We start from the raw sequence: 25,636 nt of genomic DNA, 5'->3' as shown, positions 1-25,636 counted from the left end.
TCATAATAATTTTCAATCTTTATAAATATACTGTATGATAATAATTTCAATTTCTACAATAAAATTAAATTTTATATTATTTAGCTTTCAAAATAGGAAATTTGCGAATTTCAAAAATTTCACATACAAATTAAACTGCGAATTTTTGATGCCAAATCATTAATGAACAAATATTTTTTAGATCGTAAATCGGGGTGGAGCGGGACGAAAAATCACATCCCCCTTACCCGCGCCTCCCCCACCTTCCCCAGCATCAGCTCGCTCATAGCCCATACCAGCGCGTCCGCCCGATCCGGCGATCGTCCCGGCCCCACATAGCCGCCCCCCGCCAGCAATCCGCACATCTGGTCCTCCAGCTCCGGAAAGGCGCCGCGATGCGCCACCCGCCCGGCCTCATACAAAGCCGCCACCGGCTCCGCCCGCGCCGCCTTCCCCCGGCTCGCATGGACCAGCCGCACCGGCATCTTCTCTTCCGCCGCGCGCAACACGCTTTCCACCATCTGCCCGCCATTATTCGCCTCGGCCACGACCCGGTCGGCGCCATGCACCATCGCCGCCGCCGCGACCGCGCGCGCCCAGCCTTCGGGCCGCATCCCTGCCACGCTCGCGTCCGCGATCACATAGCCGCGCCCGTCCCCGCCAATCCCGGCCACCACGATCCCGCACGCATCCCCGCCTGCGCTCGCCGGCGGATCGACCGCCACCACCACACGGGCCAGCACGCCCGGCACATGGCGCACCCGGCACCGCTCGATCAGGTCGCGCGTCCACAGCGCGCCCTCCACCTCCTCGATCAGCTCGCCGTCCAGTTCCTGCCGCCCCAGTCGCGTGCCGCCATAGCTGGCCGCCATCGCCGCCACGAAGCCCGGCGCCAGATTGGCTGCATTGTCCGCCGTCCGCCCCCGCGTCACCACGACATCATCCCCGTCCCGCGCCACCAGCCCGCGCACCAGCGGCACCGGCCGCGGCGTCGTCGTCGCCAGCACGCGCGGCGCGGCTCCCAATCGCAATCCCATCATCAGATTATGCCAGGCCGCCTCGCCGCCCGCCCATTTGGCGATCTCGTCGGCCCAGCCATGGCTGAACTGCGGCCCGCGCAAACCCTCCGGCTCGGCCGCGCCGAACAGCGTCGCCGTCGCGCCATTGGGCCAGCGCAGCCGCCGCAGCGCCGGGGCATAATCCGGCCGTGCCCACCATGGCGCGATATTCAGCAGCCCACTCTCCCCCTCCACCATCACGCTGCGCGCCTCGCCCAGCGTCGCACCGACCAGCGCGATCCGCGCCGCCGGATCGGCCTCGGCAATGGCCCGCACCCATTCCGCCCCGGCCCGCGTCTTGCCAAAGCCGCGCCCCGCCAGCATCAGCCAGATGCGCCAGTCACCCGCCGGCATCCTCTGCCCCGGCCGCGCGACAAAGCGCCACTCCCGCTCCAGCCGCTCCGCCGCCGCCGGCGTCAGCCCCGCGCGCAACCGCGCCCAGATCGCCGCATCCTCCCCGCCCAGCCATTCCCGATCCGAAACGTCCATCGCCCTCCCCCGAAACGGCACAAAAAAGGCCGCCCGAAAGCGGCCTTCTCCAATCTTCTCCGTGTCCCCGCGCCTCTGCGCGAACCCGTTATTTCCGCGGCGCCATCCCGCCAAAAGTGACGAGACTCTCCGCCCCATCCTTGGCCACAGCCGCCACACCGATGAAATGATCGTCGACCACCACATCCTTCAGCACCGTCTCCGTCGCGCCGGTCACGACCCGGCTGTCGCTCCAGTCCTGCGCATCGGCCCGCCGCCAGTAAACCTTATAAGCCGCCGCCCCCTGCACCGCGTCCCAGAACACCCGCGTATCCATCGACAGCGCGCCATCCAGTGAAACGCTCGCAGGCGCCGCCGGCGCATACGCCAGCACCCGCAGCGTCGCGACATTCAGCGCCGTCACCTTCGCCAGATAGGGAAAGTCCATCCCCTCGACCGTATCGCCATAGACCCGGCCATTTTCGGTCCGCAAATCCTGATGCTGCCGGTCATAATTTTCGATCCCCACCGAAAAGCGCACCGCCGGAAAGCCCAGGTCCAGGAAAGGCGAATGATCGCCCCCGCGCCCGAACCGGTCGAACCGCCGCACCGCAAACACGTCCAGCCCGATCGCCGGATCGGCCTTGGCGATCCCGTCAATCTTCTTGGCCAGCGCGCGCGAGGGACCATCATCCTCCCCGCCGATCGCCCGGCGGGTCAGATTGGCCTTCCCATCCTCCGAAAAGCGGATGCCTTCGGAAAAGACGCGCACCCGGTCCGCCACCCGCTGCCCATTCTGGCCCAGCGTGTTGCCGACAATGTCATTGTTCAGCATCGCCCGCACCTGCCAGCCGCGCGCCCTGGCCGTGGCCGCCAGCAACTTGCCACCCCACAGCCCCTGCTCCTCACCCGACAGCAGCGCATAGACGATCGTCCCGTCGAACTTCTCGCCCGCCAGCACCCGCGCCGCCTCGATCACCAGCGCCGTGCCCGACGCATTGTCATTCGCGCCCGGCGCATCGCTCGTAATGTTCATCACGTCCGTCACGCGGCTGTCGATATGCCCGGCGACGATCACCACCTGATTGGGATCACCCGTCCCCTTCTGGATCGCCAGCACATCCACCACCTCGACCCCGTCGGGCGCACGCGGCCCGGTAAAGCGATCCGCGATCGTCTCCACCGTCAAACAGCCACCGCACGCCTTGCTGATCTTCTGAAACTCGCCCGCGCCCCATGTCCGCGCCGCCCCGATCCCTCGCTTGGGATCGGTCGCCGAAGACAGCGTATGCCGCGTGCCAAAACTCACCAGCCTCTCCACCGTCGCCTTCATCCGCACCGGATCGGGCGCCTTCGTCTCGGCAAGAACAGGCTGGGTCAGGGCGGTGACCGAACATAGGGTTGCGGACAGGGCGGCGATCAGGATCATCTTGGTCATGGGACCAAACTCATATCGCCTGCCTCACGCCTGTAAAGCACCGCGCGCCATGGCCCGACGCATATAGACCCCCTCCCCAAACACCCGTCCCCCAATCCAGTCCCCGTCCCGCCCCGGAACAATCGCTCCAAATAAAGCCCAAGACCAATCAACACTTTATCGCTTGACGACTTGCCCGCGCCCAAGCACCAGTTGCACTTCGGCTCCGGGGGGAGTCGTATCTATTGGGGGGTCCCATCATGAAGTCCGTGTCCAGCGCCGTTCTCGGCGTGATTGCCTTTGCCTGCGCGCCGTCCGTCATGGCGCAAGTCACCACCGCGCCCGCCACGCCGGTCGCCACCATCATCGCTACGCCCGCCAACGGCAACATCCTGCGCGCCGGCACCCAGATTCCGCTCAAAATGGCCGAGCCGCTCACCACCGAAGGCAAGAAGCTGCTCGTGGGCCAGCGCGTCCAGCTCGAAGTCGCCGAAGCCGTCAGCCTCAATGGCCAGATCGTGATCCCGGCCGGCAGCCCCGTCACCGGCGAAGTCACCGACGTCCGCAACAAGGGCATGTGGGGCAAATCCGGCCATATCACCGGCCGCGTCCTCTATGTCCGCGCCAACGGCAATCAGATCCGCCTGACCGGCACCTTCGATGACAAGGGCGTCACCGGCACCGCCGGCGTGGTCGCCGCGATCGCCTTCGTACCGGTCGCCGGCTTCTTCACCACCGGCACCAGCGCCCGCATCCCGCTCGGCGCGCCCGTCACCGCCTTCCTGGACGAAGATGTCAGCGTCGCCTTCGCCGCTGCCGCACCCGCGCCAGCCGCCATCCCCGTCGCCACGACGCCCGTAGCAGCCCCCGTCACCCCGGCAGCAACGCCCGCCGCCGCCGCGACCCCGACCACAACCAAGACATCGCTCGTCGACCCCTCGCTGGAAATCAACGCCGGCCGCTGACAGGCACCGGGACGCCGGCCAAACCACCGGCGTCCCGCCCGCCAAAGGGGCAGAGAACAACAGCACTACCTGCCAACCGGGTTGGCAAAGGCCGGGCAACGCCCATCCCCTCCAACCGTCACCCCAGCGACCCGAAGCGCGGCCAAAGGCCAACGCTGGGGTCTCAGGCGGAGGCGGGAAAGGCCTGAACAGGCAGGTCGCCGCTTTAACTCCACAAGCAGCACATAATGTTCACGCGGAGCCGCGAAGACGCGGAGAAAATACGCAATCCCTCCGCGCCTCCGCGTGAACCAAATTAAAGAAGATTTCGCGCTGAGACGCAGAGAACGCAGAGGAAATTGCCACCCTGCTCTGCGCCTCTGCGCGAACATAATATGCCCTTTCGACGCAAAGCGAGCAAAAGCGGACGTTTAAGCCGCCTCTGCCTCAAACCCTATCCGGTCATAAAATACGTTAAAGTCAGGTGCGATAACCGAGGCGCTATTCCCGCCCACTACCATATCGATAACAACGACAGGCCAAGGCGCTTCCTTACGGGTGTCGAACGCGAGATACTCTCCGCCGCCATTGCTACCGAAGATGAGAAAGCCTTGTAGATCAGCTTGGCCGTTATTCTCGCTGTTGATTGCCTCCGCTACGGTCATCGCTGAGTCCAAACAGAGGTTGTAAGGCTGAACTGCCAACGGACCTTCTCCGCCATCGCTAAAAGCAAGCAGGTCGAGATACCGTGTCGGCAGATTTTCCGGTGCGGCCATGCGTAACTGTGCCAAGGCCTCTGCTGCCGCCCCACTCACAGCATACCAATCTCGCCCTTCAAGCATCGCAGCCCCCTTAATGACCTCTCATAGTTGTCTGCTTGTCGGTCATGCGCAACTTAAACCCGACCGTCCCCAAACCACCCATCCCGGCCACCCCCCACCATTCACCGCAAAAACCGCAATTCGGTCGCAATAGCGTGCCGCCCGAAAGACTTTATTAACCCCCGTCCCCAACACTCCATCGCTTGGGTGTGATCGGCGCAGACCGCCGCCCAGGGAGAGTGAGGCCATGATGCAGGGGTCCGACTTCGTTTATTATTCCACCCGGTGCCGCAAACAGCGGTTGATGGCCGACGCCTCGACCCACAGCCGCGCGCGCGCCGCCCATCGCAAGCTCGCCGCCGCCTATGCGGACCGCGCCGCCCTCGCCATGCTCAACAGCGATTAGCGGCGCTATACAACAAGTCTGATCCGTCATTGCGAGCGGAGCGAAGCAATCCACAGCGCACCTTTGGATTGCTTCGCTCCGCTCGCAATGACGGCGTGCTTCAAAGCCAAATGATCGCAGTCCAACGCAGCACCTGCACCTGCCGAAGAACCGAACGAAATCCGAACAATCCCGCCTCAGCGCCTGTCGGGACAATAGAACAGGCGAGCGCATACCGCTGCCCGCTATCCTGCTCCCACCGCCTCCGCACGCCCCCTCTCCGCCTGCACCTCCGCCATTATCGCGTCCACCCGCGCGATCGCATCCGGACTGTCGGGCCGCTCGACCGTCACCCCTGCCGCCGCCTGCCGCATCGCCATCATCGTGTCGCGATGATAGGCCAGCAGGCGCAGCGCCACGGCCATGTTGCGGCTGCGCTTCACCTTGCGCGTCTTGACCGCCCCCTCGGCATCCAGCGTGATATCCTCCACCTCGCTGCCGAACAATATTTCCCGCATCAGCAGCATCTCGATCTCCTGATAGCCGATCGTCAGCGCCTCCATCCACGCCTGCGCAAAGGCCGGAACGGCCTTCTTCCGGCGATAGGCGCCCGTCCGGCTCTTGCCGATCGCGCGCGCCGCCTCGCTGGCGTTGCACGTCTCGGCCAGCGTCTCCAGGAACAACTGCTCGTCCGCCTGGCTCCACCCGTCGCCACGCACCTTGCGCATCTGCGCCTGCGTGCCGCCTGCCATCGCCTGCCGCTGCGGCACCATCTCGCCCCGCTTCTTCCTCGCCGCCATGCCCCGATCCCCCGCCTGCCGCCCGCACGACGAAAAGGGCCGGCCCCATACAGGACCAGCCCCTTGCACCGCCATGTCGGCGACTCACATTTTCCCAATATCCACATATCTGCCACAACAGCGTGACGCTGTCAAGCAAAATGTACCATATAGGTTATTTGCTCAGCATCGACTCCACCATCGGCCACTCCTCCGCCAGCGCCGTCGCGACGCTCGGCCGCGCCCGCACCCGCGCCAGCCAGTCGACCGTGCGCGGCCACCGGTCCGCGCTCAGTCCGGCCGAAACATAGGCGACATTGATCAGCGGACAGGCCACCGCCAGATCGGCCAAAGTGAAGCGATCCCCCACCAGCCAGCCGCCGCCCTCCGGCCCGGACTCCAGCACAGACTCCAGATAATCATGGATTTTCGGCATCTCCTCGGCCTCCGCCAGGTCCGCCGCCGCCAGATCCGGCTCACGCTTCAGCCGCCGCGCCACCGCCCGGTTGAAGAATATCTTCTGCCCGGCCGCCTGCACGATCGTATCGCCAAATTCCTCATACCATATCGTGCGCGCCCGCTCCCTCGGCGCCGCCGGGATCATCTCCTCGCCAGGCTTCAGGGCATCCATATAGGTGATGATGGCGGTCGAATCGCACAGCAGGAAATCGCCATCCTCCAGCGCCGGTATCTTGTCGAAGGGCGACGCCTTCAGATAGCCCTCCGCCCCGCGTCCGAAGCCCGCCGCCTGCACCTCGACGGCAATGCCCTTCTCCGCGGCAAAGACGATCACCTTGCGCACAAATGGCGACGGCCGCGCCCCATGGATGATCATGCCCGTTCCTCCTCTCCTGTGGTCGGATGGCCGCACCATGGCAGGCCAGTAGCGGATTGCAACCTGCAATCACCGCCCTCAGTTCACTCCACCCCGCTCTTCTTGCGGGCCTCCCGCGCCTGCGCCTCCCGCTCCAGTTCGGCCCGCTCCGCCTCCTGCTCGGCCAGCAGCGGCACGCCCGCCACTGCCCGCAGCGCATCGGGCACCAGCACCCGGTCATAGGGTTCCTGCGTCGCCACGCCGTCGCGCACCCGATATTGGGTGCCGTAAATCTGCGACCGGCCGATCGCTTTCAAATAGCGGTCCAGCGTTGCCGCCGCGATCCATGCCGCATCGGCCCGCCCCTTCGCGACCGCGCTCGTCGCCAGCACATGCGCCTTCAGATAATCGGCCGGTTCGCCCCCATGTTGATAGATATAAGCCGCGTGATAGAAATCGGTCCCGCTGCGCAGCGCCCCCGCCGCGATCAGCGCCCCGGTCCGCGCGCGCCGCTGCGCATCCTCCGCCTCGATCCGGTCCCAGTCGCCATCGAAGCCATGTTTGCGCGCAGCCTGATCGGCATCGAACAATGAAGTCATCTCGGCATTGACCGGGCAATCGGCCTTGCAATCCTCCGGCGCCTCAGCGGCCAACGCGCCCTGCGACAGGGTCAGACATAGCAGGAAAGGGGCAAGCCGACGCATATTCGCACCTCCGATCATGAAGACCATCGGTCATGCCGCTATCACCTGACGCGGGCAATCCCTTCACCCGTCACCCCAGAAACGGCCCCACCACGCCCATCACCCGCGCGACCGTTTCCGCCTTCTCGCCCACCGGCGCGACATAGTCGATCACGGTCCGCGCGACCTCTTCCCCTGCGCCGCGCGCGATTGCCCAGGCCGCCAGATAGTGCGCCGCCATGCACCCGCCCGCCGTGGCCACATTGCCGGCGGCATGGAAAGGCGCATCGATCACCCTTGCCCCCGCTGCGATCGCCCAGGGCTTCGTCGTCACATCGGTACACACCGGCACATCGCCCAGCAGCCCCAGCTTCGCCAGCACCAGCGCGCCCGAACATTGCGCCCCGATAATCTGCCGCACCGGGTCCAGCCGCAACCGCGCCATTAGTTTCGTATCCGAAACAACTTCCAGTGTCCGCACCCCGCTCCCGACCAGAACGATGTCCGCTTCCTCTGCAAATTCAATGCCTTGCTGTACCGCAACCTGCACGCCATTCATCGACGTCAGCGTCTCTCCCGGCCCGCAAATCCCGGCCCGCCAGCCCGGCACTCGATTGAGCAGCGCCAGCGCCACGAAACTGTCCAGTTCGTTGAACCCATCAAAGGTCAAAATCGCGACCCGCATCGTCACTCCATCCTCGCAAACGCCGTCATTCCCGCGCAGGCGGGAACCCATCTCCCGACCTTTTCCCAAAGGAAAAGGCAGCGGGACGGGCGCCCACCAGCCGAGCCATGACGCAATCTCAACAGGAGGGGGCTTCTACCCGCTTGCCGGACCAGCCGCCCGATCCGCTCGCGCGATATTGGCCTCTTTCAAAATTGCGGTCCGGCGACTCCCGGCGCCAGCCGCTTCATTTCCGGCTGCGCCGGTTGCGACCTGGCGTCAGGCCCGGCGTCATCATCAGACCCCGGCCTTCCGGCACCCGGCGCCCCGGTCCGCGTATAATCGATGCGGATGCGCACCCAGCTTCCCACCATCGTCTTGCCGTTCACCCGCGGCGGCCGCACGAGGAATTGCCACGCCGCCAGCCGCACCGCCCTGCCCAGCCCGGACCCCATCGGATATTCGCCCAGCACCTGGCAATTTTCCACATGGAAATGGTCGATCGTCTTGCACGCCACCAGGCCATAGCCCTGCGGCGGCGCATTGCCGGGCAGATAGGTCGACAGTTCGGCATGGGTCGGCCGCCGATACCATTCCGCTTCATAAAGCTGCACGCCACCCGGCCCTTCGCCCGGACCGGACACCGCTGCACTGTCGCCCTTGCCTTGGCCCACGCCCTGCGCGCCCTTGGGCATGTTGCCGATATCGGCCGACGCCATCTGCTCGCGATTCAGCGTCAGGAAGGGGAAGGGCGATGGCGGCTGCTCGGCGGGCTTTTCCACCGGGATCGGCGGCCGCACCACCGGATCGGCCTGTTTCTGCGGCTGCGCCTTGTCCTGCTCGCGCTTCTGCGTCTTTTCGGCCTTGGCCTGACTCTCGTCCTTCTTCTGCCCCGTCTCGACATCGAACGTCACCGGCAGCCGGTCGTCGACTTTGGGCGGATCGAATGTGGGCGACAGGGTGAACAGCGCCAGCAGCAGCAACAGGTTCAGCACCAGCGCGAAGACGATACCGCCCGCGCGCTCCCGCACCTTGGCCCAGGGGATGGGCCCCCAGTGGAAGGGCGATGCCCCGGAAATGAAAGGGATGTTCAAAGGTGCGGACCGAACAGGACTGGATAAGAGAGGGGTCATGCCCAGACGGCGCGGAACAATCAAGTCCGTCGACGCGCCTGCCCCAAAGGACCGCAGCATCGTGCCAAAAGCGCTGGCAGCTCCTGCCGATCTCGGCTAGTCCCGCCGCGATGCTGACTAAGCTCTATCAATGGATGCTGGCCAAGGCCGCCCACCGCCACGCCGAACGCTGGCTCTTCGCCTTCAGCTTCATGGAATCCAGCTTCTTCCCGATCCCGCCGCACCCGCTGCTGGGCCTGATGTGTCTCGCCCGCCCGGAAAAGGCGCTGCGCTTCGGCTTCATCTGCACCCTAGCCTCGGTGCTGGGCGGACTGGTCGGCTATGGCATCGGCCACTTCCTTTATGAAGCGGTCGGGCACCAGATATTGAGCCTGCTCGGCCTCACCGCCAAATTCCCGGTCGCGGCCTGCTATCTGCGCGATTACGGGGCGGAAATCATCCTGATCAAGGGCGCAACGCCCATCCCGTTCAAGCTCATCACCATCACGGCGGGCTTCATCGGCCTCTCGCTCTTCACCTTCCTCTGGGCCAGCATCCTCAGCCGCGCCTTCCAGTTCATGATCGTCGGCTTCCTCTTCTGGAAATTCGGCCGGCCGATCAAAGTCTTTATCGAGAAATATCTGGCGCTCCTGTCCGCCCTGTTCCTCGTCCTGCTGGTCGGCGGCTTCCTCGCCGCCTCGATGCTGACGGGCGGCGGGCACAAGGATGACAAGTGCAGCCACGCCACCATGGCAACGCTCTGATCCGCCCCATGCGCGCCCTGCCTGCCGCTTTGGCGACCCGCCCGAAACGGACCGCGCTGCTCGCCGGCTTCCTGTCGGCCACCGGCTTTGCGCCGCTCAGCCTCTGGCCCGTCACCCTCGCCTGCCTCGCCACGCTGATCCTCCTGATCGAAGCCGCGCCCGACCGCCGGGCCGCTTTCCTGCGCGGCTGGCTGTTCGGCGTCGGCCACTTCACTTTGGGCCTCAACTGGATCGCCCACGCCTTCACCTTTCAGGACAGCATGCCGCACTGGTTCGGCTATGGCGCGGTTGTCCTCCTCTCCCTTTACCTCGCCGTCTTCCCCGGCCTCGCGACATTGGGCACATGGTGGCTGCATCTCAAACTCCCCTCCCTTAAAAGGGAGGGGCAGCGAGACTTGGCGGCTCTGCCGCCTAGTCGCAGCGGGGTGGGCACCAGCGCTCCCTCATTCCCCCTCCTCTTCGCCGCCCTATGGATCGCCACCGAATATCTGCGCGCAACCCTCTTCACCGGCTTCGCCTGGAACCCGCTCGGCGTCACCCTGCTCCCCACCGGCGCCGCGATCGCCGCCACCCTGATCGGCACCTACGGCCTTGGCGCGCTGACCATCCTTGCCGCTGGCGCGTTCCTCCTCGCCAGCCGCCGCCACTATCGCCCCGCCGCCATCCTCGCCGCGCCGCTCCTGCTGCTCGCCCTCTGGGGCCAGTTCGCCCCAGCCCCCGCCACGCCCACCGGCGCGCCGCGCATCCGCATCGTCCAGCCCAATATCGGTCAGGACGAGAAATATTCGGTCGAGGCGGAGTATCGCAATTTCCGCAAGCTCTCGACCCTTTCCGGCCAGCCCCGCCCCGCCCCGCGCCTGATCTTCTGGCCCGAAGCGGCGATCCCCGCCTATCTCGATATGGAGCCTGACTGGCGCGGCCGCCTCGCCGGCCTGCTCGGCCCCGGCGACCTGCTGATGACCGGCGGGGACAAGGTCTATTTCAAGCCGGTCGAGGAAAACGGCACCCTCGTCAACAAACTCACCGGCGCCAATAACAGCGTCTGGATCGTCACCCCTGCCGCGACCATCGCCGGCCGCTATTCCAAGGCGCATCTGGTGCCCTATGGCGAATATCTGCCGATGCGGAATATCCTCGAACCCATCGGCCTGTCCCGCCTCGTGCCGGGCGACGCCGATTTCTGGCCCGGCCCCGGCCCGCAAAGCCTCACGCTGCCCGCCACCACCGGCCGCCCCGCGCTCAAAATGGGTATCCAGATCTGCTATGAGATCATCTTCTCCGGGCAGATCATCGACGCGAAGAACCGCCCCGACTTCCTCTTCAACCCCTCCAACGACGCCTGGTTCGGCAGTTGGGGCCCGGTCCAGCATCTGGCGCAAGCCCGCCTTCGCGCGCTGGAGGAAGGCATTCCGATCATCCGCTCCACCCCCACCGGCGTCTCCGCGATCATCGATGCGCGCGGCCATGTCGTCCACGCGCTCGGCCTCAACCGCGCCGGTTTCCTCGATTCCGGCCTCCCCCCCGCCTTGCCGCCAACGCTCTTCGCGCGGCTAGGCAACTGGGCACCATTTATGCTGATGCTCGCCCTTCTCGGCGCGGCCCTTGCCACTCGCAAAGGCAAAAGCTAATAGGCACATAAACATTTCTTTATATCGAAATCTACCCAAGCACCTTACGGGAGTCTCATGCGTAACCAATTCCTCTTCACGTCGGAATCCGTTTCCGAAGGCCACCCCGACAAGGTCGCGGACCAGATTTCCGACTCGATCGTCGATCTGTTCCTGTCCAAGGACCCCGAAGCCCGCATCGCGTGCGAAACCCTGACCACGACCCAACTCGTCGTCCTGGCCGGCGAAATCCGCTGCAAGGGCGTCTATGAAAATGGCGAATGGGCACCGGGCGCCAAGGAAGAGATCGAGGCGACCGTTCGCGCGACCGTGAAGCGCATCGGCTATGAGCAGGACGGCTTCCACTGGGAGACCTTCCGCTTCGAAAACAATCTCCACGGCCAATCGGCCCACATCGCGCAGGGCGTCGATGAAAGCGGCAACAAGGATGAAGGCGCCGGCGATCAGGGCATCATGTTCGGCTATGCGTCGGACGAAACCCCCGACCTCATGCCCGCCACCCTCTATTACAGCCACAAGATCCTGGAACGCATGGCGGACGACCGCCACAACAAGGTCGTGCCCTTCCTGGAGCCTGACGCCAAGAGCCAGGTGACGCTCGAATATATCGATGAAAAGCCGGTCCGCGCGACCGCCCTCGTCGTGTCGACCCAGCATGCCGCCGGCATGGACAATGACGACAGCCGCGCCGAACTGCGCGCTTACGTCAAGGGCGTGATGGCCGACGTCCTGCCCGAAGGCTGGCTGCCCGGCGACGAAGCCATCTACGTCAACCCGACCGGCCTGTTCGAAATCGGCGGCCCTGATGGCGACGCCGGCCTTACCGGCCGCAAGATCATCGTCGACACCTATGGCGGCGCTTCGCCCCATGGCGGCGGCGCGTTCAGCGGCAAGGACCCGACCAAGGTCGACCGTTCGGCTGCCTACATCACCCGCTATCTGGCGAAGAACATCGTCGCCGCCGGCCTCGCTCGTCGCTGCACGATCCAGCTCAGCTACGCCATCGGCGTCGCCGAGCCGCTCTCGCTCTATGTCGACCTGCACGGCACCGGCACGGTCGAGGCTTCGGCGATCGAAGCGGTCCTGCCGACGCTGGTCCGCCTGACGCCCAAGGGCATCCGCACCCATCTGGGCCTCAACAAGCCGATCTATCAGAAGACCGCCGCCTACGGCCATTTCGGCCGCACCCCCGACGGCGATTACTTCCCCTGGGAAAAGACCGACCTGGTCGACGCCCTGAAGGCCGCTGTAGCCTGATGATGTCTCCCCTCCCCTTCAGGGGAGGGGCAGCGAGACTTACGCGCGAAGCGCGTTAGTCGCAGCGGGGTGGGCAAACGCAACGCTCCAAAAAAGGCGCCCGGGCACCCCGCCCCGGCGCCTTTTTCTTACCTCTGCCCGTCCGCAACATGACGAAAAGTTCATTAGGAATGCGCCCCTCTCCGGCGCATAAACCCCTTGTCGGGTTCGCACCCCTGTCGAGCCCGACAACCCTCTCCCCAAAGAGGCACCCGATGACAAAGATGGTTGCCACCGCCCTCCTCAGCCTTGCCCTGATGACCGGCTATGCTGCTCCTGCATATGCCGCTCCCTGCAAGGACGCGAAGGGCAAGTTCGTCAAATGCCCGCCCAAGGCGCCCGTCAAAAAGGCACCCTGCAAGGACGCAAAGGGTCGTTTCATCAAGTGCAAATGACCTGACGATCTGGCGGCAGGCGGCTTTCAGCCCCTTCCTGCCGAAACCCGATGGCGTCTCTCCTCGTCGCCCTCGGCCAACCGCTTGTTATTCTGTCCCTTCCCGCTATCCTGACTGCACTGCAAGGATGCGGGAGGGGGCAGGTTCATGCATAGACATATGTGGCGTTTCGCCATCGCGCTGGCCGCATCGGCCGCCAGCCTGTCCGCGTCCGCCCAGCCTGCGGCGCCCACGGCCATCACCGCAAAAGCCGGCAAGCCCTGGCTCCACAAGGCGACCGGCATCGCCCTGCCTGCCACGATAGACGGTTTCGCCCGCGGCGAAATACTGGACCTCAGCAATGGTCCGCAACTTGACGTCTCGATCGCCTATGACGACCCGATTGGCCGCACCCACGTCAATATCTACATCTATCATGCCGCCGCTCCCTCGACCGCGCTCTGGTTCGACGTCGCCGCCACGATGATCGCCACCAATGACAAGCTCGGCACGATCACCCCGCACAGCGCCCCGATCCCCTTCGCCATCCCCGGTGCCAGCGCCCCCGCGGGCCTCCGCCAGAGCTTCGCCATCACGAAGGTCAGTCGCAGCAGCGGTGTCGCCCTCATCGGCCTTGGCGAATGGGTGGTAAAGCTGCGCATGACCTCGCCGGTCTATGACAGCGCCCAGCTTGATGCCGCGATGGACCGGATGATGCAGCAGGTCGGCTGGCCCAAAAAGCTCCCGCCCCTCGCCACCGCCACGCCGCTGGCCCCCTGCACACAACCGCGCAGCTTTGGTCCTCCGGCTGAAAAGGCCAAACAGGATGACGCCGCAATGTTGCTTGGCGCGATGATGGGCAGTCTGGTGACGGATAACAGCCGCAAAACACGGAAAAAGGGGGAAGCCCCATCTGCCCCCGCCTTGTGCGTCCTTTCCGACCGCATTGGCGGCCGCCTGCCCATCTATCAGGGAGAAGGCGAAAATGCCGGCTATGTCATTCCCCTGGGCGACTCCGGCATCCTGCTAGACGTCAGCCAGGATTCGCTTGCCGGCCTGCTGACACCCGAAAAGGACAAGGATGCAAGTCCAGCCCCATGGTCCGTCACCATCAAACGGCTGGACCGCTGGCTGCAATATCCCAGCTATGCCACCCTGCCGCCACCGAACCAGGCCATCGAAATCTTCCAGAAGGAAAAGCCGCTATCCGCGACCAGCATCTATGGGAAAGGCGGTACTCAGATCAGCATCTCGCCCGACGCGATGAAAAAGGACTGACGACGGCGGCGCCTCCCCCTCTCCCACCTTGCCCCCATCGCCCCGTCCCGCTATCGGCGCGGCCATGACAGCGCATAAGTCCGGCGACCCCACGACCCTCAACCGCCTCTATGGCCGCCAGTCGGGGCCAAAGCTCCGCAAGGGCCAGCAGGAACTGGTCGACACCCTCCTTCCCGCCATTTCGGTGCCGGAGGAAGGGGAGGTCACGGCCGCCAGTCTCTTCGGCTATGATCGCCCGCTCCATTTCGAGATCGGCTTCGGCGGCGGCGAACATATGGCCCATCGCGCCGACATGCTGCCCGATCATGGCTTCATCGGCTGCGAGCCGTTCCTGAACGGCGTCGTGCAGGCGCTCGGCCATGTCCGCGACGGCGCGCTCGGCAATGTCCGCCTCCACATGGGCGACGCGCTTCAGATACTCTCGCGCATCCCCGACGGCGCGCTCAGCTTCGTCTATCTGCTTCATCCTGATCCCTGGCCCAAGGCCCGCCATGCCAAGCGCCGGATGATGAACCCCGGCCCGGTCGCGATGATCGCAAAAAAGCTAAAGCCGGGCGGCGAATTCCGCTTCGGCACCGATCATCCGGTCTATCTGCGCTGGGCGCTAATGGTGATGAACGGCCATCCCGATTTCGACTGGCTGGCCAGCGAACCCAAGGACTTCCAGACCCGCCCCGGCGGCTGGCCCGAAACCCGCTACGAAGCCAAGGCCCGCAGCATCGGCCACGAAGTCTGGTACTTCCGCTACAGGCGAAGGATCGGATAGCTGCTATTCTAACCTTGCATTATATCGCCATATATAGATTTTAGATCAATCATTCATAAGACCGTGATTGCTGGGTGATTGCCAATTTATCGAATTTGATACCTGATTACAGAGACTTCATGGCCATGGGCGAGCTGACCCTCCGCACCGGCTCTGTGAACATATAGCCCTCATTCCTGATCGTCCTGATGAAATGATGGTCCCCGGCCAGCCTGCGGCGCAAGCGACAGATTTGTGTATCGATCACGCGATCTGTGATGTCGCTTCCCATGGTCGTGACGATGTCCAGAAGCTGATTGCGGTTGAGCACGCGGCGTGGACGCAGAACAAAAGCGCGCAGGAGAGAGAATTCTCCGGCCGACATCATCACAATTTCGCTTCGGTCGTTCACAACAAGATGCTGCCCCAGATCGAGGGTCCATCCCGAAAAGGCATAGAGGTCATCACCCGGAGCTTGAGCGGCACACTCAGCGCGGCGACCTGTCGCTAGATTGATCGCCTGTTGCAGTTCATGCGCCCGCCAGTCGGGCTGAATGATCCTGCTATTGCCGCAGCAGATGGCTTCAAGCCTTTCAAAATCGCGCCAGTCCGTCGCAAAAATGAGAAGGCTCAATCCAATCGACTGCGCTGTCGCGACTAACTGCATGCAGGCATCGGCCGGCACAAACCCATTTAGCAGAACGAGGTCGAACGACTGGCTATCTATGACATCACTGTCAAATGCGTGGTCGGTGCGGGTGATTGTCCTAACCCCCCAACTTCCCAGAAGAGCTTCCAGTGCCCTGCTTCGGTTCACATCGGACTCAATAATCAGCAGGGAAGTTGCATGCCCGTGAAGTTTCGCAGCATGTGGCATGAAGTCGCCGGGCTCACGGTGCATCTGACCGAAGGCGGTGAGTTGCGCACGGCTGATCGTGGAAATCCGCCCAGGATAACGCGGGAAGCGATAAGGCCGGTAATGCGTCAGGCTGGGCATAAATCCCCTCTCCTCCGATGCGTTGGAATTAACAGCATCATGTCTTGGAACAGATTATTTCCATGGCCTGTCCGCCGTCACACCCGCCCGATGTGCGATTTGCAGTAACGCGGACAGCGTAGAGACATTGAGCCGCTCCATAAGATGAGCGCGGTGGGCTTCCACAGTCCGGGGGCTGATGCCAAGCGCGCGCGCGATGCTTTTATTCGTGCCGCCATCGACCAGACCCAGAAGTACTTCCCGTTCCCGCCGTGGCAGCCGCGCGAGACGATCGGCCAGATCGCCGCGCTCACCCGATGGCGCGTCGAACCGGCAGGGCAACGCCTCACTGGCATGTCGAAGGGCCCGGTCCAGTTCATCCGCGCAGAGCGGCGTGATCAGAAAATCAACGGCACCTCCACGCATCGCACCGATGACATGCTGCGTCGGGGTCGTGCCGTCGCCGATGAATATGACCTGCAGATCAGCGGGTCGACCGTCCAATATCCTGGAAAAGGAGGTTTCCGGATTATCGTTACCTCGTAGGTCAACGATGAGGCAGCCCGGATTGAGCACTTCGGCGACCTGCATAAGTTCATGAGCCGTCGAGAAGCGCTTGATCCTGTGAGCGCGCCTGCAAAGTTCGGCCTCCATGACCGGATCGGACAGATCAGAGCGCTGCACCAGATAGAGCTGGATTTCCGGCGACACGTCCTCGATGATTCCACCGATCCAACTCTCTTCTCCTGGGCCGGGTGGGATAGCGAAGCAGGTTTCACGAACCTGGCAACGCACGATGCCTTCACGGTCGATGATCCTGTAGGATAGTCGCTGGACTTGACCGGCATGAGCCAGCGCGCGCATGTCCGAAACATGCGTCCGATCTTCGGGGTGGATGTGGCCATGCAAGTCGAGCCCAGGGACATCCGCAAGATCGACGTCCCACAATATTTCCGCCGCTGGACTGCGATATTTCAATGCCCCCGTATTAGTGCAAGCTATCCAGAGCGCGAGGCTGCTATGGTCGGCAAAGCGTCGGAAAGACGCATCCATGGATTGTGATGCGCGTTGACTATGCGACGGCTCTTCAATCTCTTCGAGAAGAACGATCGCCCCGGAGATATCAGCCAGATCTGGATCTGCATAAGGCATAGCTCGCACCCTGACCCAAGACGCACCGACCTCGCCGTTTCGCAGAAGAAAATCGATAGCCGGCATGCCCTGTTCGCCGCCAAATGCGCGCAGGGCGGGATGGTGCGGTTTTTCAAGAGGCGCCCCATCGGGATAATAGCCCTCGCTGCACGTATCGAGCAGGCAATCAACCGAGCGGACACTTCCACCGGTGGTACGATTGAATCGACCATTGGCATGCGACAGTCTGCCGTCGCCCGCAAAAATGGCAACACCGATGGGCATATTTTCGAGGATCGACGTCACCGCATCCCCATGCATGCCTCCTGCATAATTGTCCTCAGCCCGCATGCCCGCTCCTACGATCGTCATTCGCGAAACTCGGTCTGGGCTAGATACGGGCGCATGATCCAAACGGATGCGCTGCATCTAAATATTATGCAAAAGTGAATCAAAAGGCGCCTTAAAACGTCGGTCCAGTCATTTGGTTGCTTGCGTAATATCCCTCAGTAATCGGCCGAAATAGCCAGACTTTGAACCGCCCTTCACTCCTTGGCGGCTGCCAGCGATCTCGCTTCTCCTGCGGATCGTCACGACAGTTCCAAGTGGAGGAGCATCCCATGCAAGATGATGACGACCTTACGCTCGAACGCCTGCGCGAGCAGGGCGAAAAGCGAAAGCAACGCCGCGAATTCTTCCGGGCCCTGGCCGCCGTGGCAGGCGTCGCAGGCGGCATGCAGATGGCGATGACCATCGCGCCCGCCAATGCCCAGTCGGCCACTCTGACAGATGCTGACGTTCTGAATTTCGCCCTCAATCTCGAATATCTGGAAGCGCAATTCTACTCCTACGCCGCGCTGGGCATCGGTCTGTCCAATGCCGACCTGTCTGGCACGGGCACCCAAGGCGTTGTATCGGGCGGCCGACAGGTCAATTTCAGCGATCAGATCGTGGCGCAATATGCGCGGGAAATTGCGGCCGATGAAATCGCGCATGTCCGTTTTCTGCGCCAGCAGCTCGGCGCTTCGGCTGTGGCGCAGCCAGCGATCGACATCGGGGTCAGCCCAAACAGCGCCTTTTCCGCGGCGGCACGTGCCGCTGGTCTGATCGGCGCCGGGGAAACCTTCGACCCCTACGCCAGCGATGAAAATTTCCTGCTTGGCGCCTTCATCTTCGAAGATGTCGGGGTGACGGCCTATAAGGGCGCAGCGCCGCTCATCACCAACAAGACCTATCTGGAAGCGGCGGCCGGCATATTGGCGGTCGAGGCTTATCATGCCGCGATCGTCCGAACGACGCTTTATGGCAAGGGGATTGCGACACCTGCGCTGCGCACATCAGCCGACAAGATTTCCGACGCGCGCGACAGCCTCGACGGCGCCAGCGACCTGGACCAGGGCATCTCGCCGATCGGAAGCGCCTCCAACATCGTGCCGCTCGACAGCGACGGCATCGCCTACAGCCGGACCACCGGCCAGGTTCTCAATATCGCCTATCTTAACAAGACGGCGGTGAGTTCCGGCGGTTTCTTCCCGTCCGGCGTCAACGGCACCATCCGCACCAGCGCCGCCAACTGAGCCCCGCACGACCTTCACTCCCAAGGAGTATCCGACATGGACAATAACGAAGCCATCATCGCGGCCTTCAAGGCGCGCGCGCAGCGGCGCGAGGAACGTCGCCACTTCTTCCGGCTGGCAGGTAGCGCCGCGCTTCTGGCCAGTGGGGCCAGCATCCTCTCGGCCTGCGACGATGACGACAAGACCGTGACGCCCACCCCAACACCTACTCCAACACCCACGCCGATTGGCGACGCAGACGTCCTCAACTTCGCGCTGCAACTCGAATATCTGGAGGCGCAATTTTATTCCTACGCCGCCACAGGCGAAGGGCTGGCTGCCAGCCTTTTGACCGGAACCGGGACGCAGGGCGCTGTAACTGGGGGCCGCAAGGTCACTTTCACCGATCCGGTCGTTCAGCAATATGCAAATGAGATCGCCGCCGACGAAGTCGCCCATGTCCGCTTCATCCGGGCGCAACTGGGCGCTTCGGCCGTCGCCCAGCCTGCGATCGACGTCAGCGGTGGATCGACCAGCGCCTTTTCGGCTGCAGCGCGCGCCGCGGGTCTCATCAATGCGAACCAGGCCTTCGATCCCTATGCGAACGATGAGAATTTTCTCCTCGGCGCATTCATATTCGAGGATGTAGGCGTGACGGCCTACAAGGGGGCAGCGCCGCTCATCTCCAACAAGACCTATCTGGAAGCGGCAGCCGGCATATTGGCAGCGGAAGCCTATCATGCCGGCCTGATCCGCACGGTACTCTATCGCAAGGGGATCGAAGCACCCAGCCTGCGCACATCTGCGGACAAGATTTCCGACGCACGCGACAGTCTGGACGGGTCGTCGGACCTTGACCAGGGCATCAGTCCTAACGGCAACGTCTCCAACATCGTGCCGACCGACAATAATGGCATCGCCTACAGCCGTTCGACCGGTCAGGTGCTCAACATCGTCTATCTCGACAAGACGGCAAAGAGCGCAGGCGGCTTTTTCCCGTCGGGCCTTAACGGCAACATCAAGACCAGCGCCGCTAACTGAGCCGAACCGGGAGCGAGCCCATGTCACCACCACCGCCAGCCGCCGACGCCGTGATCGAACCTGTAGCGACGGCCTATCAACCAAGTCTGCCCGAAGCGCATCGGTCGGTCAGCGTGCCTGGCGGGGTGGGACAATTTTGGAGAAAGCTGGGGGCCTTTGCCGGCCCCGGCTATCTCGTCGCCGTGGGCTATATGGACCCTGGCAACTGGGCGACGGATATCGCGGGCGGATCAAGCTTTGGCTATACGCTCCTTTCGGTCATCCTCTTTTCCAACCTGATGGCGATGCTGCTTCAATCGCTTGCCGCAAAGCTCGGCATCGTCACCGGTCTCGACCTCGCACAGGCGTGTCGGCAGCAATATAGCCGCCCTGTCCGCATCATGCTTTGGTTGCTGTGCGAGATAGCCATCGCAGCCTGCGACCTGGCCGAGGTGATCGGCACCGCGATCGCCCTGCAATTGCTGTTCGGCATCCCGCTTGTGCTGGGTATCTGCGTAACGGCCGCCGACGTGTTGCTGATCCTGCTGCTCCACCAACGGGGGTTTCGTCAGCTCGAAGCCTTCGTCGTTGCGCTGCTGATCGTCATCACCGGCTGCTTTGCAGTCGAACTGCTTCTGTCCCAGCCGGATATGGGCGCGGTCGCCAAGGGGTTCATCCCCACCACCCAAATCGCGACCAATCCCGCGATGCTCTACATTGCCATCGGCATTCTGGGCGCGACGGTCATGCCGCATAATCTCTATCTTCATTCCTCGCTGGTCCAGACCCGCCGGTTCGAACGGACGCGTGGAGGCATAATGGAAGCCATCAAGTTCGCGACGATCGACAGCACCGTTGCGCTCGGCTTCGCCTTCTTCATCAACGCCTCGATCCTGATCCTGGCCGCCTCCGCCTTCCACGCCCATGGCCGCACCGATGTCGCCGACATTCATCAGGCCTATGATCTGCTGACCCCCATATTGGGCGCGGCGGGTGCCAGCGCCCTGTTTGCGACCGCGCTGCTTGCGTCGGGCCAGAACAGCACGGTCACCGCAACGCTGGCGGGCCAGATCGTCATGGAGGGCTTTGTCGATTTCAAAATCTCCCCGTGGCTCCGCCGGCTCGCAACCCGCCTGATGGCGATCGTACCGGCGGTGATCGTCGCCACCCTATATGGCCCTGATGGAACGATGAAACTGCTGATCCTCAGCCAGGTTATCCTCAGCCTTCAACTGCCTTTCGCCGTAGTGCCCCTCGTCAAGTTCACCAGCGACCGGGGCCTGATGGGTACCTTCGTCAACAGCACGGCGCTTAAGATAGCAGCTTGGTCGGTGTCCACGATCATCATCATTCTCAACCTTAAGCTGCTCTTCGAATTCATCTGACGGAAAGGATATGCCATGCGTTATCTGGAAGAATATACAGGCCTTAATGTCTCCAGCTTCACGAGCCCGTCGCGGCTGGCGATCGGCTGCTGCATCATGCTTCTGGCGCCGATCCTGACGCTCGGCAACTTCGTCTAAAGGGAGCGTCTTCTTATACATAGCGGACTTATTGTAGAAGGAATGCATCCCATTCTCTCGCCATGTGTTATCAGCGCGACAGGCCTGCACGGGCGTTGCGATGGGGACAGCGATGGCCGGAGAGGCGCCGGGACAACCGAAGATGGATGAAGCGCGGGCCAAACTGGTTGCGGCCCTGCAATCGGCCGCATCGGGCCAGTCATCGTCGGTAAAGACCATCTATGACATGACATCCGCGAAACTATACGGGATTTGCATCCGTATCTGTCCTGACAGGGAAGCGGCGGAGGATGTGTTGCAGGACGTCTATGTAAAGATCTGGCGGCGGGCGGGAAGCTTCGATCCCGCGCGGGCAAGCCCGATCAGCTGGATGGCGGTTATCACCCGGAACGCCGCACTCGACTGGTGCCGGCGCGAAGGTCGACATAATATGACCTCGCAGGACGATGGAATCGACATTGTCGACGACACACCGCTCGCAGACTTCCAGCTGGAACAGGATCAGCAATATTCCAGACTTGTCGGCTGTCTCGACGGACTGGGTTCCGACCAGTCCCGGACGATCCGCCGCGCCTTTCTCGACGGATTGACCTATCAGCAACTGTCCGACGCTAGTGGTACGCCGTTAGGCACTCTTAAAAGCTGGGTCCGTCGCGGTCTCCAACAGTTGAAGGCCTGCCTTGGCGATGCCTGATCCCATGCCCCCCCTCGACCGCGATACGCTGGCTGCCGAAATGGCGCTGGGTATTCTCGATCATGCCGAGCGTGCCGATGCGCTTCGCCTCTGCTTGTCCGATCCCGATTTCGCAGCAGCGGTCCAACAATGGGGGCTTCGCTTCTCGCCTCTCCTGGCGAACCTACACTCCGTCGAAGCGCCCGCCCATATCTGGCCGATGGTAGCCGCGCGGGTCGGGTCTGGCGATCATGACTCCCAGCATATCAGGACCCTCCGACGCTGGCGCGGTATCGCCGCCATTTGCGGGGCGATCGCGGCCACCCTTGGCCTGTTCATTCTCGTCCGCCCGGCCGATGCCCCCGCCCCCACAGCAATGGGCGTCGCGCAGCTTGCCGATGCCAGCGGCGCCGGTGCGCTGGCGATCGCCTATGATCCGTCCCGCGGCACGCTTCGCCTCAGCCGGGCAATGCTCGGCGACAGCCAGAAGCGCCCGGAACTGTGGGTCATCCCTTCGGACGGGAAGCCGCGCTCGCTGGGCCTGATCAATGGCGGTAGCGGGACACTCACCATCGACAGGAGCCTCCAGCCATTCCTCGCCGAAGGCGTAACGCTCGCGATCACGCTGGAAGATCCCTCGACCGCGCCGCATCCCGCGCCAACCAGCGCGCCCATCCTTACGGGCAAGATTTCGATTATCTGAGCAGGGGCTGCATCTGGCGGCCCCCAAGCATCGTATCTTCCCCAGCACCCCGAATACAGGGCGTGCCAACGGAAGGATGCCCAACATGAAATCCCATAATCGCAAGATCGCCTTTGTCCTCGCCGGCGCGCTTCTCCTGACCGGGACAGCCTCGCTTCAGGCCAAGAATCCCATGGTGGGTGGCGCCGCCATGTATCCGACCAAGACCATCGTGGAAAACGCGATGCAGTCGAAGGATCATACGACGCTGGTCGCCGCCGTGAAGGCTGCCGATTTGGTCGATACGCTATCGGGGCCCGGCCCCTTCACCGTGTTTGCGCCGACCAATGCTGCCTTCGCCAAACTGCCGGCCGGAACGGTCGACATGCTGGTTAAGCCGGAGAATAAGGCGAAGCTGACCACAATCCTGACCTATCATGTCGTTCCCGGTCGCATGACCGCCATGGACATCGCCGCCAAAGCGAAGGCCAATGGCGGCAAGGCGATGCTCAAGACCGTGCAGGGCGAGACGCTGACCGCCTGGAAGGACAAGGCAGGCGCCTGGTGGCTGACCGATGCGAAGGGCGGCAAGGCAAAGATCACTATCGCCAATGTCATGCAGTCCAATGGTGTCATTCATGTCATCGACACCGTGCTGATGCCGTGAACAGAGAAGACGGAGCCGGCTTCATTATCCGGCTCCTCCTCATCCCTTCAGCCGCAGCCCCGTCCGGATCAGGGCATCGATCGACCATCGCCCGCCACCGCGCGCGATGAGCGGGAGCAGGATCGCCGCCCAGCTCAGGTGCGTTGGCCAGGCATCGGGATAGACAAATATTTCGATGACGGCAGTCATGCCAAGCAGGGCCGCCGCAGCGGGCCGGGTGAAGAGGCCCATCACCAGCAGGATCGGAAAGAGATGCTCTGAATAGGTCGCCGCATGTGCGGCAATCTCTGGCGGGACGATTGGCAGCGCATATTCGGTGCGGAACAGGTCATAGGTGGCCGGCGTGATCGTCAGCAGCCCTTCCACCTTGGTTCGGCCGGACAGAAAGAAGATGGCGGCTATGCCAATGCGCGCGATCAGCAAAAGGAGCGCATCGGGCAGCAATCGGGCGAGGGTCGCGGTCGCGCGATCATAGGCGGTAATGAGCAGCGACATGGCGATATGCTCCACAGGCGGAATGGGAGGCCCGCCCCCTGCAAGCGGATGCGGGCGGGCCTTATGGAGGGAAGTCTCAGGCCTTGGGGGTGAGTGAGCCGAAGCCCTTGGGCGTCTTCGTCTTGACGCAGGTGCCGGCCTTCACCAGCTTCCAGGCATTGCCCTGATAATCGATCTTCGACGTGCCTGCGCAACTGGTGCCGACCCCGGCCTTGCAATCATTCTTGCCCGCGAGCGACACGCCATAGCATTTCTCCATCGGCTTGGCGGCGGGCGCGGCTGCGGCGCCACCGGCGATCGAAAGGGCAAGGGCGGCGGCGATGGTGGCATGGGTCTTGTTCATGTCGGGTCTCCTGAGCCGGTCCGGAAATCGGGCCGGTGACACAGGAGCATTCGAGAGCAACCTCCACCGGGTTACAGTGCGAAGCTTCGAAATTTATTCTATGTCTCCTGTAACCTTTGCAGCGTCCTCCCCGAACGGGGGTCAGGAGCATCGATGCGGTCAAGCGAAGATCAGTTGCGGGCGATGATGATCGGCGGCCTCAATGGCGACGCCGTGGTCCATGCTGCGCTGTTGCGCGCGCTCGTGCCCCTGCTCCAAGCCTTCTACCGCCGCCGCATGCGCGACGGCACGGACGATATCGAGGATCTTGTGCAGGAAACGCTGATCGCCGTACATACACGCCGCGCCACCTATGATCTGGATCGTCCGTTCACGGCCTGGCTGTTCGCGATCGCACGCTACAAGATGATCGATCATTTCCGTGCCCGACGGCAGACCTGCACAGTCGAGGGGCTGGAAGAGATTTTGGCCATCGAAGGGTTCGAGGTTGCGAGCAATGCGCGCATGGATATGGATCGCCTGCTGGGCGGCTTGCCAGCCAAACAGGCCGATATGATCCGCGCGACGAAGATCGACGGCCTTTCCGTATCGGAGGCGGCGGATCGCGCCGGGATCGGTGAGTCCGACGTGAAGGTTTCCATCCATCGCGGCCTCAAGGCGCTTGCTGCCCGCATTACGGGGGAAAGGTGATGAGCACCGACTCCCTGATCGATACCCTCTCGGCGAACCTGCGGCCTGTGCGTCGCTTCGCTGTCGGGCGACGGATCGCGCTTGGTATCACAGCGGGCGCTGTCGTGACAGTGATGCTGATCATCATGGGCCTTGGCGTCCGCCCCGATCTTGGCCTGGCGATGCGCGGCTATTCCTTCTGGATGAAGTGGATTTACACGCTTTCGCTCAGCCTTTGCGCGCTGTTCATGGTGGCGCGACTGGCGCGGCCGAATGGAACGGACCTGCGCTGGCTGTGGCTGATGGCGATACCGGTTGGACTGGTGGCGACGATTGGCGGGCTGGAACTGGCCCATGCCCCGCCACGCGACTGGCTGGCGATGTGGCTTGGCCATAGCTGGAAAATATGCCCCTGGCTGGTGCTGTCCCTGTCGGTACCGATTTTCATTGGCCTGCTCTGGTCGTTCCGCCGGCTCGCGCCGACCCGGCTGCGGGCTGCAGGGGCGGCGGCGGGCCTCGCGGCAGGCTCCTGCGCGGCGACGCTCTATTGCCTGCATTGCCCGGAGGTTTCGGCCATTTTCGTGCTCACATGGTACACGCTCGGCATCGCTCTGGCGGCGGGAAGCGGCGCCCTGCTGGGGCCGCGCCTGCTGCGCTGGTGAAAATAATATGAGCAGCATGTAACCATCCGC

Annotated in this window: 29 protein-coding genes; 17 read left to right on the top strand and 12 right to left on the bottom strand. The window is 63.2% G+C overall.

What is annotated here, in order from left to right; translation table 11 throughout:
- Nucleotides 1-212: 212 nt before the first annotated feature.
- Both BMY84_RS05440 and BMY84_RS05435 read right to left on the bottom strand, forming a co-directional pair.
- Nucleotides 213-1,526 (bottom strand): DNA-packaging protein, encoded by a 1,314-nt coding sequence (locus BMY84_RS05440; protein WP_093081351.1) that lies wholly within the window; start codon nt 1,524-1,526, stop codon nt 213-215.
- A gap of 88 nt (nt 1,527-1,614) precedes the next feature.
- Complete coding sequence (locus tag BMY84_RS05435) at nt 1,615-2,943, bottom strand: M28 family peptidase (RefSeq protein ID WP_093081349.1); 1,329 nt, start codon at nt 2,941-2,943, stop codon at nt 1,615-1,617.
- A gap of 239 nt (nt 2,944-3,182) precedes the next feature.
- Here BMY84_RS05435 and BMY84_RS05430 point away from each other — a divergent pair, with 239 nt between their 5' ends.
- Nucleotides 3,183-3,887, top strand: a complete 705-nt coding sequence (locus BMY84_RS05430) for a hypothetical protein (protein ID WP_143074982.1) — start codon at nt 3,183-3,185, stop codon at nt 3,885-3,887.
- A gap of 410 nt (nt 3,888-4,297) precedes the next feature.
- Here BMY84_RS05430 and BMY84_RS05425 read toward each other — a convergent pair whose 3' ends face one another.
- Entirely contained in the window at nt 4,298-4,708 is a 411-nt protein-coding gene (locus BMY84_RS05425) for an SMI1/KNR4 family protein (protein WP_093081344.1), read from the bottom strand.
- Between the two features lie 226 nt (nt 4,709-4,934).
- Between BMY84_RS05425 and BMY84_RS29625 the strand changes: the two genes are divergently transcribed.
- Nucleotides 4,935-5,093, top strand: coding sequence for a hypothetical protein (locus tag BMY84_RS29625; protein ID WP_177185091.1), 159 nt, complete (start codon nt 4,935-4,937; stop codon nt 5,091-5,093).
- Nucleotides 5,094-5,317: 224 nt separating this feature from the next.
- Here BMY84_RS29625 and BMY84_RS05420 read toward each other — a convergent pair whose 3' ends face one another.
- From BMY84_RS05420 to BMY84_RS05400, 5 genes are all read right to left on the bottom strand, one after another.
- Nucleotides 5,318-5,872, bottom strand: coding sequence for a hypothetical protein (locus BMY84_RS05420; protein ID WP_093081341.1), 555 nt, complete (start codon nt 5,870-5,872; stop codon nt 5,318-5,320).
- 154 nt (nt 5,873-6,026) lie between these two features.
- Nucleotides 6,027-6,686: a glutathione S-transferase family protein gene (locus tag BMY84_RS05415; RefSeq protein WP_093081339.1), complete on the bottom strand. Its 660-nt coding sequence runs from the start codon at nt 6,684-6,686 to the stop codon at nt 6,027-6,029.
- A gap of 83 nt (nt 6,687-6,769) precedes the next feature.
- Nucleotides 6,770-7,369 (bottom strand): hypothetical protein, encoded by a 600-nt coding sequence (locus BMY84_RS05410; protein WP_143074981.1) that lies wholly within the window; start codon nt 7,367-7,369, stop codon nt 6,770-6,772.
- A 70-nt stretch (nt 7,370-7,439) separates the two neighbouring features.
- Entirely contained in the window at nt 7,440-8,033 is a 594-nt protein-coding gene (locus tag BMY84_RS05405) for a DJ-1/PfpI family protein (protein ID WP_093081807.1), read from the bottom strand.
- Between the two features lie 188 nt (nt 8,034-8,221).
- Nucleotides 8,222-9,022, bottom strand: coding sequence for a hypothetical protein (locus BMY84_RS05400; protein ID WP_256215100.1), 801 nt, complete (start codon nt 9,020-9,022; stop codon nt 8,222-8,224).
- A 233-nt stretch (nt 9,023-9,255) separates the two neighbouring features.
- On the opposite strand from BMY84_RS05400, the gene BMY84_RS05390 reads away from it, so the two are divergent.
- From BMY84_RS05390 to BMY84_RS05365, 6 genes are all read left to right on the top strand, one after another.
- Nucleotides 9,256-9,888 carry a YqaA family protein gene (locus tag BMY84_RS05390; protein WP_093081333.1) on the top strand — a complete coding sequence of 211 codons (633 nt, stop codon included), beginning with the start codon at nt 9,256-9,258 and terminating at the stop codon, nt 9,886-9,888.
- Between the two features lie 8 nt (nt 9,889-9,896).
- Entirely contained in the window at nt 9,897-11,516 is a 1,620-nt protein-coding gene (gene lnt, locus BMY84_RS05385; protein ID WP_256215099.1) for an apolipoprotein N-acyltransferase, read from the top strand.
- A gap of 57 nt (nt 11,517-11,573) precedes the next feature.
- Nucleotides 11,574-12,773 carry a methionine adenosyltransferase gene (gene metK, locus BMY84_RS05380; protein ID WP_093081331.1) on the top strand — a complete coding sequence of 400 codons (1,200 nt, stop codon included), beginning with the start codon at nt 11,574-11,576 and terminating at the stop codon, nt 12,771-12,773.
- Between the two features lie 254 nt (nt 12,774-13,027).
- Nucleotides 13,028-13,207 (top strand): hypothetical protein, encoded by a 180-nt coding sequence (locus BMY84_RS05375; RefSeq protein ID WP_093022370.1) that lies wholly within the window; start codon nt 13,028-13,030, stop codon nt 13,205-13,207.
- Between the two features lie 147 nt (nt 13,208-13,354).
- Nucleotides 13,355-14,464 carry a hypothetical protein gene (locus tag BMY84_RS05370; protein WP_256215076.1) on the top strand — a complete coding sequence of 370 codons (1,110 nt, stop codon included), beginning with the start codon at nt 13,355-13,357 and terminating at the stop codon, nt 14,462-14,464.
- Nucleotides 14,465-14,528: 64 nt separating this feature from the next.
- Nucleotides 14,529-15,230 carry a tRNA (guanine(46)-N(7))-methyltransferase TrmB gene (locus BMY84_RS05365; protein ID WP_093081802.1) on the top strand — a complete coding sequence of 234 codons (702 nt, stop codon included), beginning with the start codon at nt 14,529-14,531 and terminating at the stop codon, nt 15,228-15,230.
- 106 nt (nt 15,231-15,336) lie between these two features.
- On the opposite strand, the gene BMY84_RS05360 is transcribed toward BMY84_RS05365, so the two are convergent.
- Together BMY84_RS05360 and BMY84_RS30370 are read right to left on the bottom strand one after the other, a co-directional pair.
- Nucleotides 15,337-16,206, bottom strand: coding sequence for a winged helix family transcriptional regulator (locus BMY84_RS05360; protein ID WP_093081326.1), 870 nt, complete (start codon nt 16,204-16,206; stop codon nt 15,337-15,339).
- Between the two features lie 54 nt (nt 16,207-16,260).
- A complete protein-coding gene (locus BMY84_RS30370; protein WP_256215075.1) occupies nt 16,261-17,667 on the bottom strand; it encodes a LuxR C-terminal-related transcriptional regulator in 1,407 nt (468 codons plus the stop codon).
- Between the two features lie 269 nt (nt 17,668-17,936).
- On the opposite strand from BMY84_RS30370, the gene BMY84_RS05350 reads away from it, so the two are divergent.
- The 7 genes from BMY84_RS05350 (at nt 17,937) to BMY84_RS05325 (ending at nt 23,437) form a co-directional block, all read left to right on the top strand.
- Nucleotides 17,937-18,893, top strand: coding sequence for a ferritin-like domain-containing protein (locus BMY84_RS05350; RefSeq protein ID WP_093081324.1), 957 nt, complete (start codon nt 17,937-17,939; stop codon nt 18,891-18,893).
- A 36-nt stretch (nt 18,894-18,929) separates the two neighbouring features.
- Nucleotides 18,930-19,913, top strand: a complete 984-nt coding sequence (locus tag BMY84_RS05345; RefSeq protein WP_093081322.1) for a ferritin-like domain-containing protein — start codon at nt 18,930-18,932, stop codon at nt 19,911-19,913.
- Nucleotides 19,914-19,933: 20 nt separating this feature from the next.
- Entirely contained in the window at nt 19,934-21,277 is a 1,344-nt protein-coding gene (locus tag BMY84_RS05340; RefSeq protein ID WP_093081319.1) for an Nramp family divalent metal transporter, read from the top strand.
- Between the two features lie 15 nt (nt 21,278-21,292).
- Nucleotides 21,293-21,415 (top strand): hypothetical protein, encoded by a 123-nt coding sequence (locus tag BMY84_RS30365; RefSeq protein ID WP_256215074.1) that lies wholly within the window; start codon nt 21,293-21,295, stop codon nt 21,413-21,415.
- A 112-nt stretch (nt 21,416-21,527) separates the two neighbouring features.
- A complete protein-coding gene (locus tag BMY84_RS05335) occupies nt 21,528-22,109 on the top strand; it encodes a sigma-70 family RNA polymerase sigma factor (RefSeq protein ID WP_256215073.1) in 582 nt (193 codons plus the stop codon).
- Nucleotides 22,110-22,113: 4 nt separating this feature from the next.
- The gene (locus BMY84_RS05330) at nt 22,114-22,791 is read left to right on the top strand and encodes an anti-sigma factor (protein WP_256215072.1); all 678 of its coding nucleotides are present in this window, start codon (nt 22,114-22,116) and stop codon (nt 22,789-22,791) included.
- An 85-nt stretch (nt 22,792-22,876) separates the two neighbouring features.
- Nucleotides 22,877-23,437, top strand: coding sequence for a fasciclin domain-containing protein (locus tag BMY84_RS05325; RefSeq protein WP_093081312.1), 561 nt, complete (start codon nt 22,877-22,879; stop codon nt 23,435-23,437).
- Nucleotides 23,438-23,476: 39 nt separating this feature from the next.
- On the opposite strand, the gene BMY84_RS05320 is transcribed toward BMY84_RS05325, so the two are convergent.
- Nucleotides 23,477-23,932 carry a DoxX family protein gene (locus BMY84_RS05320; RefSeq protein WP_093081797.1) on the bottom strand — a complete coding sequence of 152 codons (456 nt, stop codon included), beginning with the start codon at nt 23,930-23,932 and terminating at the stop codon, nt 23,477-23,479.
- Between the two features lie 76 nt (nt 23,933-24,008).
- A complete protein-coding gene (locus BMY84_RS05315; protein WP_093081310.1) occupies nt 24,009-24,275 on the bottom strand; it encodes a BufA1 family periplasmic bufferin-type metallophore in 267 nt (88 codons plus the stop codon).
- A 153-nt stretch (nt 24,276-24,428) separates the two neighbouring features.
- On the opposite strand from BMY84_RS05315, the gene BMY84_RS05310 reads away from it, so the two are divergent.
- Nucleotides 24,429-24,965, top strand: coding sequence for a sigma-70 family RNA polymerase sigma factor (locus tag BMY84_RS05310; RefSeq protein WP_093081307.1), 537 nt, complete (start codon nt 24,429-24,431; stop codon nt 24,963-24,965).
- Nucleotides 24,965-25,606, top strand: a complete 642-nt coding sequence (locus tag BMY84_RS05305; RefSeq protein WP_093081304.1) for a DUF1109 domain-containing protein — start codon at nt 24,965-24,967, stop codon at nt 25,604-25,606. Before BMY84_RS05310 ends, BMY84_RS05305 begins: the two co-directional genes overlap by 1 nt.
- The last annotated feature ends 30 nt before the right edge of the window (nt 25,607-25,636 follow it).

Source organism: Sphingobium sp. AP50, assembly GCF_900109095.1.
Taxonomy (GTDB): Bacteria; Pseudomonadota; Alphaproteobacteria; order Sphingomonadales; family Sphingomonadaceae; genus Sphingobium.
This window is presented reverse-complemented; position numbering and strand designations above follow the sequence as displayed.